The 20063-nt window shown below is 52.0% G+C and carries 18 protein-coding genes; 3 read left to right on the plus strand and 15 right to left on the minus strand.

Annotation, left to right across the window (positions count from 1 at the left end; translation table 11 throughout):
• Positions 1-106 precede the first annotated feature (106 nt).
• Genes hemG through pepQ form a run of 4 tightly spaced genes read right to left on the minus strand, consistent with a single transcriptional unit; the run spans position 107 to position 4099 of the window.
• Positions 107-652: a menaquinone-dependent protoporphyrinogen IX dehydrogenase gene (gene hemG / locus NA624_RS21310; protein WP_000853983.1), complete on the minus strand. Its 546-nt coding sequence runs from the start codon at positions 650-652 to the stop codon at positions 107-109.
• A gap of 11 nt (positions 653-663) precedes the next feature.
• Positions 664-2115: a Trk system potassium transporter TrkH gene (gene trkH, locus NA624_RS21315; protein WP_000545688.1), complete on the minus strand. Its 1452-nt coding sequence runs from the start codon at positions 2113-2115 to the stop codon at positions 664-666.
• 38 nt (positions 2116-2153) lie between these two features.
• The gene (locus NA624_RS21320) at positions 2154-2768 is read right to left on the minus strand and encodes an IMPACT family protein (protein ID WP_000378897.1); all 615 of its coding nucleotides are present in this window, start codon (positions 2766-2768) and stop codon (positions 2154-2156) included.
• Positions 2768-4099: a Xaa-Pro dipeptidase gene (gene pepQ / locus NA624_RS21325; protein WP_000444530.1), complete on the minus strand. Its 1332-nt coding sequence runs from the start codon at positions 4097-4099 to the stop codon at positions 2768-2770. Before pepQ ends, NA624_RS21320 begins: the two co-directional genes overlap by 1 nt.
• Before the next feature lie 189 nt (positions 4100-4288).
• Here pepQ and fadB point away from each other — a divergent pair, with 189 nt between their 5' ends.
• The gene (gene fadB, locus NA624_RS21330; protein ID WP_000966015.1) at positions 4289-6478 is read left to right on the plus strand and encodes a fatty acid oxidation complex subunit alpha FadB; all 2190 of its coding nucleotides are present in this window, start codon (positions 4289-4291) and stop codon (positions 6476-6478) included.
• A 9-nt stretch (positions 6479-6487) separates the two neighbouring features.
• Positions 6488-7651 (plus strand): acetyl-CoA C-acyltransferase FadA, encoded by a 1164-nt coding sequence (gene fadA / locus NA624_RS21335; protein ID WP_000438785.1) that lies wholly within the window; start codon positions 6488-6490, stop codon positions 7649-7651.
• Between the two features lie 196 nt (positions 7652-7847).
• Here fadA and NA624_RS21340 read toward each other — a convergent pair whose 3' ends face one another.
• The 3 genes from NA624_RS21340 to ubiD all read right to left on the minus strand — a co-directional run bounded on the left by NA624_RS21340 (position 7848) and on the right by ubiD (position 12190).
• Entirely contained in the window at positions 7848-9671 is a 1824-nt protein-coding gene (locus tag NA624_RS21340) for an aryl-sulfate sulfotransferase (protein WP_000669888.1), read from the minus strand.
• Positions 9672-9924: 253 nt separating this feature from the next.
• Positions 9925-10626, minus strand: coding sequence for an NAD(P)H-flavin reductase (gene fre / locus NA624_RS21345; protein ID WP_000209838.1), 702 nt, complete (start codon positions 10624-10626; stop codon positions 9925-9927).
• Positions 10627-10711: 85 nt separating this feature from the next.
• The gene (gene ubiD / locus NA624_RS21350) at positions 10712-12190 is read right to left on the minus strand and encodes a 4-hydroxy-3-polyprenylbenzoate decarboxylase (protein WP_000339760.1); all 1479 of its coding nucleotides are present in this window, start codon (positions 12188-12190) and stop codon (positions 10712-10714) included.
• A 185-nt stretch (positions 12191-12375) separates the two neighbouring features.
• On the opposite strand from ubiD, the gene rfaH reads away from it, so the two are divergent.
• Positions 12376-12864, plus strand: coding sequence for a transcription/translation regulatory transformer protein RfaH (gene rfaH, locus NA624_RS21355; protein ID WP_001192410.1), 489 nt, complete (start codon positions 12376-12378; stop codon positions 12862-12864).
• A gap of 7 nt (positions 12865-12871) precedes the next feature.
• Here rfaH and tatD read toward each other — a convergent pair whose 3' ends face one another.
• The 8 genes from tatD to rmuC form a co-directional block, all read right to left on the minus strand.
• Positions 12872-13654 (minus strand): 3'-5' ssDNA/RNA exonuclease TatD, encoded by a 783-nt coding sequence (gene tatD, locus NA624_RS21360; protein WP_000459646.1) that lies wholly within the window; start codon positions 13652-13654, stop codon positions 12872-12874.
• 41 nt (positions 13655-13695) lie between these two features.
• Positions 13696-14475, minus strand: coding sequence for a Sec-independent protein translocase subunit TatC (tatC, locus tag NA624_RS21365; protein ID WP_000257554.1), 780 nt, complete (start codon positions 14473-14475; stop codon positions 13696-13698).
• Between the two features lie 2 nt (positions 14476-14477).
• Entirely contained in the window at positions 14478-15026 is a 549-nt protein-coding gene (gene tatB / locus NA624_RS21370) for a Sec-independent protein translocase protein TatB (protein ID WP_000459616.1), read from the minus strand.
• A gap of 3 nt (positions 15027-15029) precedes the next feature.
• On the minus strand, positions 15030-15284 hold the full coding sequence (gene tatA / locus NA624_RS21375; RefSeq protein WP_000508972.1) for a Sec-independent protein translocase subunit TatA: 255 nt from the start codon (positions 15282-15284) through the stop codon (positions 15030-15032).
• A gap of 205 nt (positions 15285-15489) precedes the next feature.
• Positions 15490-17130 carry a ubiquinone biosynthesis regulatory protein kinase UbiB gene (gene ubiB / locus NA624_RS21380; RefSeq protein ID WP_000187559.1) on the minus strand — a complete coding sequence of 547 codons (1641 nt, stop codon included), beginning with the start codon at positions 17128-17130 and terminating at the stop codon, positions 15490-15492.
• The gene (ubiJ, locus tag NA624_RS21385; protein ID WP_001116091.1) at positions 17127-17732 is read right to left on the minus strand and encodes a ubiquinone biosynthesis protein UbiJ; all 606 of its coding nucleotides are present in this window, start codon (positions 17730-17732) and stop codon (positions 17127-17129) included. Before ubiJ ends, ubiB begins: the two co-directional genes overlap by 4 nt.
• A gap of 9 nt (positions 17733-17741) precedes the next feature.
• Positions 17742-18497 carry a bifunctional demethylmenaquinone methyltransferase/2-methoxy-6-polyprenyl-1,4-benzoquinol methylase UbiE gene (gene ubiE / locus NA624_RS21390; RefSeq protein ID WP_000229009.1) on the minus strand — a complete coding sequence of 252 codons (756 nt, stop codon included), beginning with the start codon at positions 18495-18497 and terminating at the stop codon, positions 17742-17744.
• 95 nt (positions 18498-18592) lie between these two features.
• Positions 18593-20023 (minus strand): DNA recombination protein RmuC, encoded by a 1431-nt coding sequence (gene rmuC, locus NA624_RS21395; RefSeq protein ID WP_000355562.1) that lies wholly within the window; start codon positions 20021-20023, stop codon positions 18593-18595.
• Positions 20024-20063: the final 40 nt, after the last annotated feature.

The following is a 20063-nucleotide window of genomic DNA, read 5'->3' on the forward strand; positions in this document are numbered from 1 at the left end:
GTGCCGTTGTTCCGTGTCAGTGGTGGCGCATTATAGGGAGTTATTTCTGCCTGACAAGAGGAAATTTAAAATAATTTTCTGAGTGCGCACTTTTTATTCTTTGCGTTTATTTTGCCGACGATTTGTTGGTTAAATGGGCTATTTCACGGGCAAAGTGCGTAACCTGCTCCCAGTCGGTGTACACCACCTCTTTACTGGTATCCGTTTCGCCGCCCGACATCTTCATAATAAGCTTGATCATCAGACGGTCATACCAGCGATAGCGGGGATAGCGAAGCGCGCCTGCAATGACGGCACAGTAGTCAGGTCGCCACGGAGAGCTCATTAAAAACTTACGCGCGTAGCTGTTAGTCTGCGGCGTCCGTTTTTCAGCTTTACGCGCCACCAGGTTAACGGAATAAAAGGCACTCGGCATTCCGTTCAACCGCGTGGCGTATTTCTTAACGAACTCCTGAAAGGCGCTGTGGTAATGACCATAACGAATAGACGCGCCAATCACTACGCGATCATAGCTATCCCAGTCCGGCTCTTCTGCGCGATGCAGATTAACGACATCGGCCCAGATCCCCATCTCTTTGAGTTCAGAAGCCAGATAAGAGGCAATTTCGCGCGTTTGTCCGTCCCGGGTAGAGAAAAGAATCAATGTTTTCACGTGTTACTCCATTATTCACGCCAGAAAGTCGGGGTAAAAAGTACCAGCAAAGTGAATACTTCCAGACGACCAAATAGCATGTTGGCGATGAGTATCCATTTCGCAACCGGATTCATACTGGCGAAGTTATCAGCAACCACCCCCAGCCCCGGTCCCAGGTTATTAAGCGTAGCCACTACCGAGGCGAAAGCCGAGAAATCATCTACGCCTGTAGCGATAATAGCCAGCATACTGACGATAAATACCAGCGCGTAGGCAGAAAAGAATCCCCAGACGGCTTCCAGAATACGTTCTGGCAGCGCCCGGTTCCCCAGCTTAATACTGTAAACGGCATTCGGATGCACCAGACGTTTGAGTTCGCGGTTCCCCTGTTTAAACAACAACAGAATACGGATGACCTTTAACCCCCCGCCCGTTGACCCGGCGCAACCGCCAATAAACGCGGAACATAGCAGCAAGACGGGCAAAAACAGCGGCCAGCGCGCAATGCTGTCCGTGGTAAACCCTGCCGTTGTCGCCATAGACACGACCTGGAAGAATGCCTGATTTAGCGTTGTCAGCGCCGAGTCGTAGATATTATGGAACCACAGTACCAGCGTGCAGATCACCACCAGCGTCAACTGTACGCCGATGAACATGCGGAATTCCGGATCGCGCCAGTATACTTTCAGGCTACGCCCGCTTAATAAAGAGAAATGCAGGCCATAGTTACAACCGGAGATCAGCAGGAAAATAGCGATGATGGTATTAATAGTGGGACTGTCAAAATAGCCTACGCTGGCGTCATGCGTTGAGAAGCCGCCGATAGCAATAGTGGAGAAGCTGTGTCCGATAGCGTCAAACGCAGGCATCCCTGCAAACCATAGCGCCAGCGCGCAGGCTACCGTTAGCAAGACATAGATAAGCCACAGCGTTTTCGCCGTCTCGGCAATACGCGGGCGCATTTTGTTATCTTTCAACGGCCCCGGCATTTCTGCCCGATAGAGCTGCATCCCCCCGACGCCGAGGATAGGGAGAATTGCCACCGCCAGCACAATGATCCCCATACCGCCAAACCATTGCAGCATCTGACGATAAAAGAGAATGGCGTGCGGTAATGAATCCAGCCCCACCAGCGTAGTGGCGCCCGTGGTGGTTAACCCGGAGAACGATTCAAAAAAAGCATCGGTAATGGTGAGGTTTGGGCTTTCCGAGAAAATAAACGGCAGCGCACCCACGCTGCCCAGCACGGTCCAGAACAGCACCACGATAAGAAATCCTTCGCGGGATTTCAGCTCGCCCTTTTCCCTACGGTTCGGCCACCACAGTATGGAACCGATCGCCAGCGCGACAAAAAAGGTCTGCGTGAACGCTCTTCCTGCGCCATCACGATATATTAGCGCTACCAGTCCCGGGAGAATCATTGTCCCCGAAAATAAGATAACCAGTAGTCCAACGATTCGGGTAATGGCGCGAAAATGCATCTCTGCCGCTTCCTTTATTCTTAAAAATGAGGTGGGGATTATTCTTCAATCGCTAACAATTGCAATGAACCACGGCTAAAATCCGCCAGTTTTGTGGAAAATGCATTCACATGAGCAAAAGGAAGCGCCACCCTGAGCCGAACAGACGCCTGATAATCGCTGGAAACGATCTTCCCGGCAAACTGTCCTAATAATGCTTCGATTCCGGCCAACTGACCGTACTCACACTGCAAAGTATATTCGGTTAATGGCGTCTTGCGTTGTGTGGCAAGCTGACGTAATGCCTGATTCACACCGCCGCCATAGGCTTTTACCAGCCCGCCCGTACCCAGCAGAATACCACCATAGTAGCGCACGACGACGGCAGTAATTTCTCCGACGCCGCTGCCCATCAATTGCGCAAGCATCGGCTTGCCTGCCGTTCCCGCCGGTTCGCCGTCGTCTGAAAAGCCCAGTTGCTGTGAGTCGTCCGGCGCACCCGCCACCCACGCCACACAATGGTGGCGCGCATCAGGGTGCTCAGCTCTGACTGACTCAACAAACGCTTTCGCCGCGTCTACGCCATCGGTATGCGCCAATAGCGTAATAAAGCGGCTTTTTTTGATCTCTTCAACAACGGTGACCGGCGCTGCAGGGATTAACCAACTGTCCATTACGCCAGTTTTAAATCCCGCGTCATGTTTTCCACGCTGTTTTCGTGGATGACCACGTTATCTTCAATGCGAATACCGCCGAAAGGCTTGAGCGCTTCAATTTTCTGCCAGTTGAAGTACTTGCTGAACGGCCCTTCGCGCCACGGCGCTAACAGCGATTCGATGAAGTAAATCCCCGGTTCGATGGTCAACACCATTCGCGGCTGTAACACACGCGTGCAGCGCAGATACGGGTATTTGGACGGCGCGGCGAGATGCGTACCGGAATCATCCTGCATAAACCCGGCCACATCGTGTACCTGCAGACCCAACGGATGACCAATACCGTGCGGCATAAACGGCCCGGTGAGATCATTTTCCACCATCGCCTCTTCACTCATGTCGGTAATGATTTGATGTTTACGCAGCAGCTTAGCGATGCGCTGATGGAACTGAATATGATAATCCACATAGCTGACGCCCGCCTTCATGGTAGCGATCAGCGCCAACTGTTCGTCGTTAACATCTTTCACCAGGTGGGCGTAGTCGTTATCGCTTTTCGCCGACCAGGTCCGCGTCAGATCCGCCGCGTAGCCGTTGTATTCCGCGCCCGCATCCAGCAGGAAACTGCGCATTTCAGACGGTGCCTGATGATCCAGTTTCGTGTAATGCAGCACGGCGGCATGTTCGTTCAGCGCCACAATGTTGCTGTACGGAACATCGGTATCGCGATGTCCCGTGGCGGTCAGGTACGCCAGGTTGATGTCGAACTCGCTCATGCCGGAACGGAAGGCCTCTTCCGCTGCACGATGACCGCTCACCGCCATTTTCTGCGCTTCGCGCATACAGGCCAGTTCATAATCCGTTTTATAGGCACGGTAGTAATGCAGATAGTCGATAACACCTTTCGGGTTGATGTTGCTGGCAGCGATATCCAATTGTAGCGCGCGCTCAGGAACCGGGCCGATATAGCCGATATTGCCACGCGCGGCAGGCAGTTGGCTGCCGATGCCATCCGCTTTCGGTAAGGCGACGACCTCGACTTCTTCTGTCCAGAAGGACGTTGGCAGCGGTTCAACGTTATGCCAGTAATCGACCGGCAGATAAAACCACAATTTGGGTTTGTTGACGCCATCGACCAGCAGCCAGCAATTTGGAACCTGAGTTACCGGCACCCACGCTTTAAACTGTGGATTGACCTTAAACGGATAAGGGTGATCGTCGAGAAAGACGTTGAATAGCTCGCCGGAGTGAATAAGTAACGCATCCAGCTTAAAGCGCGCCAGAACATCGCGCGTCCGTTCTTGTAAGGTAACGATATGATTTTTATAGAGCGCGGCCAGTGATTCCATTTTTTACCCTTCTGCTTTTTTGACCTCAAGTTCCCGCATCTTAGCACATCGCTCCACGAGAGCGTGATCTCTGCCGAGCGTGATCACATCGGCATTTCTTTAATCATTTATTTGCATTTTATTAACACAAAATACACACTTCGCTTCATCTGGTACGACCAGATCACCTTGTGGATTCAGGAGACTGACATGCTTTATAAAGGCGACACCCTGTACCTCGACTGGCTGGAAGATGGCATCGCCGAACTGGTGTTCGATGCTCCAGGCTCGGTCAATAAACTCGACACCGCAACCGTCGCCAGCCTCGGCCAGGCGCTTGAGGTGCTGGAAAAGCAACACGATTTAAAAGGGCTGCTGCTGCGCTCGAATAAAGCGGCCTTTATTGTCGGCGCGGACATCACCGAATTTCTTTCACTGTTCCTCGTCCCCGAAGAGCAGTTAAGCCAATGGCTGCATTTCGCTAATAGCGTCTTTAACCGTCTGGAAGATTTACCCGTACCGACCCTTGCCGCCGTAAACGGCTATGCGCTGGGCGGCGGGTGTGAATGCGTGCTGGCGACCGATTACCGTCTGGCGACGCCAGACCTCCGTATCGGTCTGCCGGAAACTAAACTGGGCATCATGCCGGGCTTTGGCGGCTCGGTGCGAATGCCGCGTATGCTGGGCGCGGACAGCGCGCTGGAGATTATCGCGGCAGGTAAGGATGTCGGTGCTGAACACGCGCTGAAAATCGGTCTGGTCGATGGCGTGGTCAAACAAGAGAAGCTAATTGAAGGCGCGATAGCGGTGTTACGCCAGGCCATTACCGGCGATCTCGACTGGAGAGCTAAACGCCAGCCGAAACTGGAACCGTTGAAACTCAGCAAAATTGAAGCCGCGATGAGCTTTACCATCGCTAAAGGCATGGTCGCACAAACGGCGGGTAAACATTATCCGGCGCCGATGACCGCAGTGAAAACCATTGAAGCCGCCGCGCGTTTTGGTCGTGAAGAAGCGCTGAATCTGGAAAATAAAAGCTTTGTTCCGCTGGCGCATACCAATGAAGCTCGTGCGCTGGTCGGTATCTTCCTCAACGATCAATATGTAAAAGGTAAAGCCAAAAAGCTGACCAAAGATATTGAGACGCCGAAACAGGCAGCCGTACTGGGCGCGGGCATTATGGGCGGCGGTATCGCTTACCAGTCGGCCTGGAAAGGCGTACCGGTCATCATGAAAGATATCAACGATAAATCGTTGAACCTCGGCATGACCGAAGCGGCCAAGCTGCTGAACAAACAGCTGGAGCGCGGCAAGATCGACGGTCTGAAGCTGGCGGGCGTCATTTCGACCATCCACCCGACTCTCGATTATGCCGGTTTCGATCGCGTAGATATTGTTGTCGAAGCGGTGGTCGAAAATCCGAAAGTCAAAAAAGCGGTACTGGCGGAAACCGAGCAGAAAGTGCGCCCGGAAACCGTGCTGGCCTCAAATACCTCCACCATCCCAATTGGCGAACTGGCAAGCGCCCTGGAACGTCCGGAAAACTTTTGCGGAATGCACTTCTTCAACCCGGTACACCGGATGCCGCTGGTTGAAATCATTCGCGGCGAGAAGAGTTCAGACGAAACCATTGCCAAAGTCGTCGCCTGGGCAAGCAAAATGGGCAAGACGCCGATTGTAGTCAACGACTGCCCCGGCTTCTTTGTTAACCGCGTGCTGTTCCCCTATTTCGCCGGTTTCAGTCAACTGCTGCGCGACGGCGCGGATTTCCGCAAGGTCGATAAAGTGATGGAAAAACAGTTCGGCTGGCCGATGGGCCCGGCCTATCTGCTGGATGTTGTCGGCATTGATACCGCGCATCACGCGCAGGCGGTAATGGCGGCAGGCTTCCCGCAACGGATGAAGAAAGAGTATCGCGACGCGATCGACGCATTGTTTGACGCCAGCCGTTTTGGGCAAAAAAACGGTCTGGGCTTCTGGCGCTATAAAGAAGACAACAAGGGTAAGCCGAAGAAAGAAGAAGATGCCGCGGTGGATGACCTGCTGGCAAGCGTCAGCCAGCCGAAACGCGACTTCAGCGACGACGAGATAATCGCCCGTATGATGATCCCGATGATTAACGAAGTGGTTCGCTGTCTGGAAGAAGGCATTATCGCAAGCCCGGCGGAAGCCGATATGGCGCTGGTCTACGGCCTGGGCTTCCCTCCGTTCCACGGCGGCGCATTCCGCTGGCTGGATACACATGGCAGCGCGAAATATCTTGATATGGCGCAGCAGTATCAACACCTCGGCCCGCTGTATGAAGTGCCGGAAGGGCTGCGTAATAAAGCGCGCCATAACGAACCGTATTATCCCCCGGTTGAACCAGCCCGTCCGGTTGGTTCTCTGAAAACGGCTTAAGGAGTCACAATGGAACAGGTTGTCATTGTCGATGCTATTCGCACCCCGATGGGCCGTTCGAAGGGCGGCGCGTTTCGCAACGTGCGGGCAGAAGATCTCTCCGCCCACTTAATGCGTAGCCTGCTGGCGCGTAATCCGTCGCTTACAGCGGCGACCCTCGATGATATTTACTGGGGCTGCGTACAACAAACGCTGGAGCAAGGCTTCAACATTGCCCGTAACGCCGCGCTGCTGGCAGAAATTCCCCATTCGGTACCGGCGGTCACCGTCAACCGTCTGTGTGGTTCCTCGATGCAGGCGTTACACGATGCAGCGCGAATGATCATGACCGGCGATGCGCAGGTTTGTCTGGTTGGCGGCGTGGAGCATATGGGGCACGTGCCGATGAGTCACGGCGTGGATTTTCACCCGGGTCTGAGTCGCAACGTCGCCAAAGCGGCAGGGATGATGGGGCTAACGGCGGAAATGCTCTCCCGCCTGCACGGCATTAGCCGGGAAATGCAGGACCAGTTCGCCGCGCGTTCTCACGCTCGCGCCTGGGGCGCCACCCAGTCTGGCGCATTCAAAACGGAGATTATCCCGACTGGCGGTCATGATGCAGACGGCGTGTTGAAGCAGTTTAACTACGATGAAGTGATCCGCCCGGAAACCACGGTCGAAGCGCTATCAACACTGCGTCCGGCATTTGATCCGGTTAGTGGCACGGTCACGGCGGGCACCTCATCCGCGCTTTCCGATGGCGCAGCCGCCATGCTGGTAATGAGCGAAAGTCGTGCCCGTGAGCTGGGTCTGAAACCTCGCGCCCGTATTCGTTCAATGGCAGTGGTGGGTTGTGATCCGTCAATTATGGGTTACGGGCCGGTTCCGGCGTCAAAACTGGCGTTGAAAAAAGCGGGACTGTCGGCCAGCGATATCGATGTGTTTGAGATGAACGAAGCGTTTGCCGCACAGATCCTGCCATGCATTAAGGATCTGGGATTGATGGAGCAGATAGACGAGAAGATCAACCTCAACGGCGGCGCGATCGCGCTTGGTCATCCGCTCGGCTGCTCCGGAGCACGTATCAGCACCACGCTTATCAACCTGATGGAGCGCAAAGACGCGCAGTTTGGTCTGGCGACGATGTGTATTGGTCTGGGTCAGGGCATCGCCACGGTGTTTGAGCGGGTTTAATCAAAGATAATATCCCCTAAATAACTCGCATTGCAGCGCAGCGGCAACTGAGCGAATCCCCGGGAACATAGATAACTATGTGCCCGGGGTGAGCAAAGGCAGCCAACAAAGAGGCTGCGCGAATTATGACGGGAAACAGTTTAGTTGCCGTTTTTCCCGCCCGTCAGGGGCGGGTTTTTTCACCGTATGGCCCGCTCTACTCAGTAAGCGCTTTGGTCAGGCTAAATGGCATAGCCTGATATCCACGCGCACCATGTATTTGCATTTCGACCACAGGCTCTTTTTCTCCCCATTTGAACTCTTCCAGATACGGATTAGGCAAGCTGGTAAATGCGCCTACCGACAAATCAAACGCACCACCTGCTGTTGCGGAATACACGAACACAGAATTCTTGTCAGTCTGGTACTCGGTGATAGAGGTTACCGGGCTAAACCACTCGTTCCCGCGCTCTTTACCGTATTGCCAGATCTGTTGGACTGTCTTGTTTTTCTGGTCGATTTTGTAAATCACGGAGCGGCTGTATTTCATACTCTGCATAGCAGGCTGTTCTAAGCCGCGGCCATCGCCATTGTCGAAAGCGGAAAGGTATAAGATATCGCCTTTACTCTTACTATCAATTTTAAAGGCCGTATGTTGCGTCCATGTCCAGTCGAAGTCACCCTCGCAGCCACTGTCCTGGCAAGCAATTTTTTGGCCTTTGCTATCCACTGGCGTCAGAATTGCGGCATTAAATGGCGCTTTCCAGCCAGCAGGCGTACCCAGTATCCACTTCACTTTCTTATCGCGGCCGATTTTGATAATCGCACTCTGGTGGCGGGAGCTGATGATGATGGAATCATCTTCACTGTCATAGTCGACGCTGTTGACATGCGCCCAGTTGCGGCCAGCCCCACTACCCACGATATCCCCGAATTTGTCGGAGGAGTCCAGCGCCGCCAGATCTTCTTCGCTCAACGTATGGCCGGACTGGCTGGCGTCGATATTCAGGCACACAGCGCCCTGATCGAGGGTTTTCATTATCACATCACGATAAGGATCGAGGATATCAAACAGACGCCATTCATCCACTACCACGCCGTTCTGATCAACTTCGGCAATCACATCACGCACGGTACGAACATTTTTTCCATCAGGACGTTTATAGTTAGAGCTGGCTACACGCAGGAAGTAGTGACCGTTGGCCGCGTTATCCATTGAGTGTGAAAAATCGTTATAATTATCCGGCAGGCGGCGGTTAAAGATTTCACGCCCCATGATATCGTATTTCACATAACGCTGACCGTAGCCCCATGATAGTGCGCCATCCTGGTTTTGTTTAAAGCCCATCATAACGCCAGCACGATAAATTGACTTTAAATCATAAATTGAACTTGGATTCATAAACCAACGAATATCACCGGAGGTGTCGATAATAGCGTTAGCTGTAGTGAAGTTCCATTCTAATGCACCCCCAGTAGGGTTGTTCCAGACAGTACGCGTTCCATTCCCAGACTTATCTTTCGTATTATTCAAAAGATACAAGCGATCTTTAAATTCTGGGGAAACCTTTTTAACATCGATAGTAAAGAGTGCTGATTGTTCTTCTTTTGTACCCGCTGATTCAATATAGGCAGGCGGTGCATACATTTTATAGCTTTCTTTTATATTTTCGGTTTTACTACCCTGGATTCTTGTATATTCAACTTCAACGGTATTGACATAATCTGGGTAAAGACCAAAGACGGGAATACCGCCATACGTTAAAAGGTATTTATTATTAACTTTATACGCGATCTCCTGGCCATTTTCTTTGGGTACAATCCGTACATGCACGTCACGTAACTGGTAACCGCCATTACGAATAACGGCGGTTAGCGGCGCGATATCATAGGGGTTCATAACAACTTCGCCAATTTTTCCCTGGACCTGATAGTCCACTTTAGCGCCGCTGGCGCCGCCGATGGCGAAAGCAGTAGAAGGTACTGATGACAAAATTGCAACAGATAATGCGAGAGAAGTTAAAGCATATTTAAATTTCATAACACTCTCCATCTTATAAATAAATAACTAACTTTCCATTTTATGTTTCTTTTATAAAAATAAATGAAGCATATATAATTAACTATTTTTATTGATAGCCTCAGGACATAATATTACTTAATTTATTACACGCAATACAAAGCCTGTAGATATTCAATATCATAAGGTTTTATAGTTGACGATTAATTAATATTTAAGAGGACTTTTAGGTAGGCTAACGTAAAAAGGGACGCTACTGCGTCCCATAGAATAGTTAAATAAATGCGAACGCATCGCCAAACAGACGATCTTCCCGCGCGTTACGCTCATGACAGAACAGATCGCGGGCGATTTTCGCCATCTCAAAACGTCCGGCAATATAAATATCGTGCCCCGCCAGCGTACCATAATCCTGCAATACCGCCGTAAGTACCGTTCCTGTACGTCCACGCCAGCCTTCTTCCGGCTGCTCAACAACAGGTTCAATACGCAAATTCGGATGGTTAACAGAGAGTGCTTCCAGCTCAGAGAGATCATAGAGGTGCTTTTCTTCGCGGCCGCCCCAGTAAATAGTAACATCGCGGTTCGGGTTGCGCGCTAACGCCGTCAACAGGATGGAGCGCACATAAGAAAAGCCCGTACCGCCCGCGATCAGAATCAACGGACGCTCTTCATCATCACGTAGCCAGGCGTCGCCATGCGGAATATCGACGACGATTTCCCGGTCTTTTAGAATCCGATCCATGACCGCCATCGCATACAAATTGAGCTCGGAAGCGCCAATGTGTAATTCAATAAACCCTTTCTCGTCCGGCGTTGAGGCCATTGAAAACGGGCGTTTGTCACGCTCGTCCATTACGACCATCAAATACTGACCAGCGCGGAATGTAAACGCCGCGTCCGGCACTAAACGAACCCGATATACGGTATCGGTGATAGCTTCTACCGAGGTCACTTTACAGCTTAAGGTTGTCATGCGCTCCCTCTGTCGGGTGTCGGGTCAATACCGACATTTTTCAAGCCGAGTCGCCGCAGCCTGAAATGTCGATGTCCGCTTTCAGTTATTTAAAGATAGCCAGCTCATCCCAAATCGCATCAATACGCGCGGTAACTTCAGGATCTTTAACAATAGGACGACCCCACTCGCGTTGGGTTTCGCCCGGCCATTTGTTTGTGGCATCCAGCCCCATTTTTGAACCCAGCCCGGAGACCGGCGAGGCAAAATCCAGGTAGTCAATCGGCGTATTTTCAACCAGCACCGTATCCCGCGCAGGGTCCATACGGGTGGTAATCGCCCAGATCACATCATTCCAGTCGCGTGCGTTAACGTCATCATCGCAAACGATAACAAATTTCGTATACATAAACTGGCGCAAAAACGACCAGACGCCCATCATGACGCGTTTCGCATGACCAGCGTACTGCTTTTTCATCGTCACTACCGCCAGGCGGTAAGAACACCCTTCCGGCGGCAGATAAAAGTCGACGATTTCCGGAAACTGTTTTTGCAGAATAGGCACGAAGACTTCATTGAGTGCCACCCCTAATACCGCAGGCTCATCGGGCGGGCGCCCGGTATAGGTGGAGTGATAGATGGCATCCTCACGCTGCGTAATATGCGTGACGGTAAAGACCGGAAAGTTATCCACTTCATTATAATAGCCCGTATGATCGCCATACGGTCCTTCCGGCGCCATCTCTCCCGGCTCAATGTAACCTTCAAGGATAATCTCGGCGCTGGCAGGCACTTCCAGATCGTTAGAAAGGCATTTAACCACTTCAGTTTTCGTGCCGCGCAGCAGGCCCGCAAAGGCATACTCCGACAGAGTATCGGGAACAGGAGTCACGGCGCCAAGAATCGTCGCCGGATCGGCGCCCAATGCGACGGAGACCGGGAAACGTTCACCCGGACGCGCGGCTAACCACTCCTGAAAATCCAGCGCGCCGCCGCGATGAGAAAGCCAGCGCATAATCAGCTTATTTTTACCTATCAACTGCTGACGATAAATGCCCAGGTTTTGCCGCTCTTTGTGCGGACCACGCGTTACCGTCAGTCCCCAGGTAATCAGCGGCGCGGCGTCGTCCGGCCAACAGGTCATGACAGGAAGACGCGTTAAATCGACATCATCGCCAGACGCGATTTTCTGCTGGCAAGGCGCGCCGCGTAACCGTTTCGTCGGCATATTCAGCACTTGCTTAAACTGCGGCAGCTTGTCAAACAGATCGCGAAAGCCTTTCGGCGGCTCAGGTTCTTTCAGAAACGCTAATAATTTACCCACTTCCCGTAATGCGGAAACATCATCCTGCCCCATGCCCATCGCCACGCGTTTTGGCGTGCCAAAAAGGTTGCACAGCACCGGCATGGCGTAGCCTTTAGGATTTTCAAACAGCAACGCCGGTCCACCGGCACGCAGCGTGCGGTCAGCGATTTCCGTGATTTCCAGATGAGGATCCACAGGTAGCGTGATGCGTTTTAGTTCCCCCTGCTGCTCAAGTAGCGTCAGGAAGTCGCGTAAATCGTGATATTTCATGGCGTCCATTGTAGCCTCTTGGTAAGCGCATCATTATACGGCGTTCATCATCGGGATGCTGTATTTTTGTTAAATTAGCGTGAACTCTGGCAACCAACGCTAATCCAGATACGGCTTAAAGGATGAAGTGTATAATTAACTTCGCGCATGGCTTTTGCTATGCTTGCGCCCCGAACAAGCGGATAAGAGTCATTATGCAATCCTGGTATTTACTGTACTGCAAACGCGGGCAACTTCAGCGTGCTCAGGAACACCTCGAAAGACAAGCGGTAAGTTGCCTGACACCGATGATCACCCTGGAAAAAATGGTACGCGGAAAACGTACCTCCGTCAGCGAACCGCTCTTTCCTAATTATCTGTTCGTTGAATTTGATCCGGAAGTGATACATACCACTACAATCAACGCCACGCGCGGCGTCAGCCATTTTGTGCGCTTTGGCGCGCATCCTGCGATCGTGCCTTCCAGCGTTATTCATCAGCTTTCTATCTACAAGCCCGAAGGCGTTGTCGATCCTGAAACCCCCTATCCCGGCGATAGCGTCATCATCACGGAAGGCGCATTTGAAGGGCTGAAAGCGATTTTTACCGAACCGGATGGCGAAACGCGTTCGATGTTACTGCTTAATTTACTCAATAAAGAAGTGAAGCAGAGCGTAAAAAACACCGGTTTTCGCAAGATTTAGCGATCGTTCAGAATACGACCTCAAATAAGGTTCTGGCGTTGGCATCTGTCATCGCCGCTAACCATTGCGGATCTTCACCACGCCATAGCGCAATGCGCTCCAGGATGTGAGGCAGATACGCGGGCTCGTTGCGTCGTGACGTTGGTTTCGGCGTAAGATCGCGAGGCAACAGATACGGCGCGTCGGTTTCTATCAGTAGCTTTTCCGCTGGAATAAACGGTAAGAGTTCACGTAGCTCAAGTCCGCGTCGTTCGTCGCAAACCCACCCGGTAATACCGATATAGAGCCCTCTGTCCACACAGGCCTGCATTTGCTGGCGTGAACCGGTAAAGCAGTGCAGTATTGCACCAGGAAGACTATCCAGCCAGGGATCAAGCAATGCCAGAAATCGCTCATGCGCGTCCCGGCAGTGCATAAAGACTGGCATCTGCAATTCGGCGGCAATTTGTAGCTGCGCCTGAAAGGCACGCTCCTGCTCCTGCGGCGTGGAAAAATTGCGATTGAAATCCAGCCCGCACTCACCGATAGCGACGACTTCCGGCTGGTTCGCCAGCGCAATAATGGCGTCTTCAGACGCGGATGACCACTGACTGCTGTCATGGGGATGGACGCCAGCCGTCGACCAACAATGGGGGTAGCGCCGCGCCAATTTTAACGCCTGCTGACTTTCATGGATGTTCGTTCCGGTCAGTAGCATACCTTTTACTCCCGCCGCAAACGCACGGGCGACCACATCATCACGATCTTTTGCAAACTGGCTACTGGTTAAATTAACGCCAATATCAAACATGCTTGCCCCCATATGACAACCGCCCTGGCGGGCGGTTGTGTTTAGTCTTCAGTGTGCTCGGCCTTTTCGGTTTCGGCCTCGTTATCTTCGTCGCGCGTCCGTCGCTTACCGACATAAAAGCGTGAGCAGAAAACGCCAATTTCAAACAGGCAGTACATCGGTATCGCCAGCAACGTTTGCGAGAAAACATCTGGCGGCGTAAGCAGCATTCCCACAATGAATGCCCCGACCAGGATATAAGGCCGTTTTTTACGCAAATCTTCTGGCGTGGTGATGCCCATCCAGCACAGCAACACAATCGCCACCGGCACTTCAAAGGCTACGCCAAAGGCCATAAAAAGCGCCATAACAAAGCTAAGATAGCTGGCGATATCTGTCGAAACCTGTACCCCTTCCGGCGCCGTATGCGTCAGGAAACCAAAGGCCAAAGGGAATACGACAAAATAGGCGAAGGCCATACCAATGTAGAAAAGCAGCGAGCTGGATACCAGCAGCGGTACGACCAGACGACGCTCATGCTTATACAGCGCCGGGGCGATAAAGGCCCAAACCTGGTACAAAATGACAGGCGCGGATAAGATCAAAGACACCATGAAGGTGAGTTTGATAGGCGTAAAAAACGGCGACGCCACATCCGTCGCAATCATTGTCGCCCCTTGCGGCATCTGTTTAATCAGCGGTGCGGCGACTAAATGATAAATATCATTGGCGAAATAAATTAACGCCAGAAAAATCAGAAGTACTGCGACGATGCAGTTTAGCAGGCGCTTACGCAACTCGATCAGATGCGTGATAAGCGGTTGAGTATCTTCTACAGCCATGTTTACGGTTTATCACTCGACGAGGGGGAAGATTCGACAACAGGCGCAGCGGATTTCTTCTCGGCGTCTATCGTGGCTACGGAAGCGGTTTCCGTCGACTCAGGCTCGTTAGCTTTAACGGGCTCCGGCTTTTGTTCCGGCGCGCTCGCCTGTGTTTCAGCGGCGACAGGGGTGACGCCCTCATGCTGCGTTTCGTTCCCTTTTACCACCGGATTATGGATGGTATGCGCTTCATCGCTCGCTTGTTCGGGATCGTTAGCGCTGTAGGTGCGTTTCATCGACTCCGCCGCCTGACGCAGTTCATCCATAGATGCTTTCAGTTCGGGAGTCAGATTTTCCAGGCTCGCCTTTTCGACTTTTTTCAGACTGTCCTGGAACTCCTGAAGTTTCAGTTCCTGAGTCAGTTCATTCTGAACCGTTGTCGCAAGGGATCGCAACGCGCGAATCCAGCCCGCTACCGTTTTTACCGCTACTGGCAATCGTTGCGGCCCCAACACAATGAGGCCGATAACGAACACTAACAGCAGTTCGCTAAAACCGATATCAAACACGGATTATACCTGCTCTTTATCTTGGCTTTTAGCGTCTTCCTTTTTCGCTTCGCCTTGCTTATCCGCGATAGATTTAGCGGTAAAATCAGCGTCCTGACTGGTTTTATCCTGTTTGGCATCATCATCGCTCATGGCCTTTTTAAAGCCTTTGATAGACGCGCCAAGATCGGAACCGATGGAACCGAGTTTTTTGGTGCCGAACAGCAGTACGACGATAACGGCAACAATCAACAACTGCCAAATACTGATACCACCCATACATGTTCCTCTGTGATAGATGATGAATTATTAGGGCCGCATTATACACATTATCCTTCGCGCTGCCTCTTTGTTAACCGCTTTCGCCCGCCCTATTCACATACTTTTACATACGACCGGGACGACATTGACTTGCGGCCTGAGTACTGCCTCGAGTGATAATATGTACCTGCGTGACACAACCGGCGTTGAGCGATAAAAAATCTCAACGAGTTTTACGCCAGCCAACCAGCCAGACAACTACGCCGCCGACCATGAGCCAGCCAGGCATCAATCCCCATTCAGGGCGGTTGACGAGTAAGAATGACCCGCTCAGTAACAGCGTTGCGCCAATTCCCAATAAATAACGAGACTGACTTTGGCGCACATGGTTTACCTGTAACTCGCGCGCAATCTTATCAACACTGTGCTGTAAATATTTGCCCTGGCGCAAACTGTCGTACACCAGTTCAGGTATTTCTGGCATTTTTTCGACCCAGAACGGCGCTTTTTCTTTAAGAGCCCGCGTGAGAGCCGGAATACCCACCTGATCTTTGATCCAGGACTCAAGAAACGGCTTCGCCGTTTTCCACAAATCAAGCTGAGGATAAAGTTGCCGCCCAACCCCTTCAACATACAATAATGTTTTCTGCAACAACACCAGTTGCGGCTGGACTTCCATGTTAAATCGACGCGCTGTATTGAAAAGGTTTAACAACACATGACCAAACGAGATTTCCGCGAGCGGCTTTTCAAAGATAGGTTCACAGACGGTGCGGATGGCAAACTCAAAATCTTCAACGTTGGTATCTGGCGGAACCCAACCTGAATCGACATGCAGCTCCGCCACCTTTCGGTAATCGCGGTTAAAAAACGCGATAAAGTTTTCTGCCAGATAGCGCTTATCTTCTTTGTTTAGCGACCCGACGATACCGCAGTCAATGCCGATATATTGCGGATTTTCAGGGTGTTCATGGCTGACAAAAATATTTCCCGGATGCATGTCCGCATGGAAAAAGCTGTCGCGGAAAACCTGGGTGAAGAAAACTTTAACCCCGCGTTCCGCCAGCAGTTTCATGTTGGTGCCGTTCTTTTCCAGCGCCGCCACATCCGAAACCGGAATGCCGTATATCCGCTCCATCACCATCATGTTCTGGCTACAGTAATCGGAGTACACCTCCGGGATATACAGCATGGGACTATTTTCAAAATTGCGGCGTAACTGAATCGCGTTGGCCGATTCCCGCAGCAGATTCAGCTCATCGATCAGCGTTTTCTCATACTCACGCACCACTTCCGTCGGGCGCAGACGACGCCCATCCGGCAACAGGCGTGGTACCCAGCGAGCAAGGCGATAAATCAGTTTCAGGTCTGCCTGAATTACCGGCAAAATATCCGGGCGAATGACCTTAATAACCACTTCTTTACCGTTTGATTTCAATCGCGCGGTATGTACCTGGGCGATTGACGCCGACGCTAAAGGCTGGATATCAAAGTCGTCAAACCAGGCTTCGACAGGTAGCCCCCCCATCGCCTCTTCAATCTGGGCTTTCGCCAGCCGACCATCGAATGGCGCGACTTTATCCTGGAGCAAAGCGAGCTGATCGGCGATTTGCGGCGGGAACAGGTCACGGCGCGTGGAAAGCATCTGACCAAATTTGATCCAGACCGGTCCCAGCTCTTGCAATGCCAGTCTTAATCGTTCACCCAGCAATTTATCTTTATGCCGGTTTGGCATCCAGAACAGCGAATAGCGCCATAATCGGAGTGGCAGTGTAAGACGCATTCGGGGGATGAGTTCATCAAGGCCGTAGCTTAAAAACGTGCGGATGATGAAATATAGGCGCCGTACTTCACCTGGCGTCATTTGGCCTCCAGTTTTTCCAGCCGTGTGGTCAGAGAATCTACGGCGCGCTCAATAGCCGCGGTTTCTTCGGCAAACCATGCGACTTCCAGCGGGCCAGGCGCCATACGCCACTCTTCAGTGATCGCTTCAGCGGCATAACGCTGCTGGCGTTGAAACCCGTGGCGCAGGAATTTAGCCCCGCCACGCACGACCTTACCGATACTTTCCGCCGCAATATCACCCGTGTATGGCGCCAACAGCTCCGCAGGATCGAATTCGGCGAGATCGGCGAGCGCCACAAAATTTTGCACGACCTGAATATCGCCCTGCACTTCCAGTTCGCCGCTGCGAATAAGCGCGGCCAACTGCTGACGATCGCGTAGTTTTGGCAAAACGCTAGCTTGAGTGATTACCGTACAGTCCGCTTCGCCTTCCCATGCCCCCAGCACATCAACCTGGCGTTCGCTGAATACCAGGACTAATGGCGTCGAAAATCCCTTTAGCTTCACACACAGTACTTTTCCCTGTAATCGCGTTCTGGCTGATTTCAGCGCTGGCGAACGATACAGAAACGTATTGAGGAGACCTTCAATTCCTGCGGTCACTAAGGGTTTAAAAGGCATTCCACCCTCCTAGAATTTATAACCACGGTGCAATGCCACAACGCCCGCCGTCAGATTGTAATAATCCACGCTCTCAAATCCGGCGTCCTGCATCATGGCTTTTAAGGTATCCTGATCGGGATGCATACGGATGGATTCCGCGAGATACCGATAGCTATCCGCATCGTTCGCGACCATCGAGCCAATACGCGGTAAAATATGGAAAGAATAGGCGTCATACGCTTTACTCAGCGGCTCAATAATAGGCTTGGAAAATTCAAGCACCAGTAAACGTCCGCCGGGTTTCAACACACGGAACATTGACCGCAGCGCTTTTTCTTTTTCCGTTACATTGCGCAAACCAAACGAAATGGTAATGCAATCAAACGTATTATCAGGGAAAGGCAGAGCTTCGGCATTCGCCTGCACATACTCTACGTTGCCGATCACGCCGATATTACGCAGCTTCTCACGCCCCATTTTGAGCATAGAATCATTAATATCCGCCAGGATAACTTTGCCAGTTTCCCCGACCATACGTGAAAATTTCGCGGTAAGATCGCCCGTACCGCCCGCTAAATCGAGAACGGTTTGTCCACGACGCACGCCACTGCAATCAATGGTGAAGCGCTTCCACAAACGATGAATGCCAAATGACATTAAATCATTCATCACATCGTATTTTGACGCCACAGAATGAAAAACGTGGGCCACCATGTCAGCTTTCTGCTCTTTAGCGACGGTCTGAAAGCCAAAGTGCGTCGTTTCTTGTGAATCTTCCACCATCTCAGTGCCTGCTTATCGATAAAAATGTTCAAGAAGTGTAACAGATTGGGCCAATTTGCCCTACTCTGCGCCAGGACTAAACTACTCCGTATGGGTTAACTTAACTGCTGCTTCACCCGTTCATCATTGGGATAATGTTCATCCTGCCGCCCTTCAGGGATCGATCGTAAACGATATTCTTCATCTTGCGTAACGGCCTGTTCCGCTAAATCCGGATTAATCTCGCGTTTGATTTCCACGCCTAGCCCCCGGAAGGCCTCTGCCTGCGCCAAAACGTTGCCACGCCCCGACGCAAGTTTTTTCATCGCCTGGCGGTAGTTATCCTGCGCTTTATCCAGACTCTGACCGATCGCTGACATATCATCAACGAACAACCGCATTTTATCGTAGAGCTTACTGGCTCTGTCTGCGATGTGCTGCGCATTGCGGCTCTGGTGTTCATAGCGCCACAGGTTGGCGATTGTCCGTAACGCCACCAGCAGCGTCGTGGGGCTTACCAGCATAATGTTATTTTTTAGCGCCTCGGTTATCAGTTCGGGCTGTTTATCTAACGCCAGCAGGAAAGCGGGTTCTACGGGGATAAACATCAGAACATAGTCCAGCGAGCGGAGGCCGGGAAGCTGCTGGTAGTCTTTACGCCCCAGTAAGCGAATATGATTGCGCACCGAGGCGATGTGCTCTTGTAAAGCGGCCTCGCGCGTATAGTCATCTTCAGCGTTAAAGTAACGCTCGTAGGCGACCAACGTCATTTTAGCGTCGATGACCACATCTTTGCCCTGCGGCAAGCGGACGATGACATCCGGCTGCATCCGCGAGCGCGCATCGTTCTCAATACTAACCTGGGTTTCGTATTCGTAGCCTTCACGCAGTCCGGATGCCTCCAGCACCCGCGCCAGCACAACTTCGCCCCAGTTTCCTTGCGCCTTATTGTCCCCTTTCAGGGCGCGCGTCAGGTTGATCGCTTCCTGCGCCATTTGCGCGTTAAGCTGCTGCAAATTACGAATTTCGTGCGCCAGCGTATGCCGCTCCTGCGCTTCTTTGCCAAAACTCTCCTGAACCTGGCGGCGAAAACCGTCCAGTTGCTCACGCAGCGGCGTCAGCAGGCTATTCAGGCTTTGTCGGTTTTGTTCGTCTACGCGACGATTACTGTGTTCAAAGATACGGTTCGCCAGATTTTCAAACTGCTCGCTTAAACGCTGTTCGCTGTTGATCATCTGACGGATTTTGTCTTCCGCGTGTTGTTGAGTCGCTTCCAGACGGGTCGTGACTTCACGCAGATCGGCTTCCAGAGAGGTATTAATACTGTGCAGGCTACGCAGTTCGTTATTAAGTAACTCGCATTCACTGCGCCAGTGCGCTTCTTGCGCTAATTGCTGCCGGGCCGCGCTAAGTTCGATATCCAGCTCACGCCGTTCTTCGATAAGATCGGCGCGGATTTGATCGGCGTGCGCTTTCGTCGCCAGCCAGCCAATCACCGCCCCAGCCGCCAGCGCCACGACGGCGCTTATCATAAGAGTAATATCCACAACACCTCTCCTGGAACCACACTGTCCTGCACAAAATAGA

Origin of the sequence: Salmonella sp. NW38 (assembly GCF_051807745.1) — a bacterium.
In the GTDB taxonomy this organism is placed as follows: Bacteria; Pseudomonadota; Gammaproteobacteria; order Enterobacterales; family Enterobacteriaceae; genus Salmonella; species Salmonella enterica.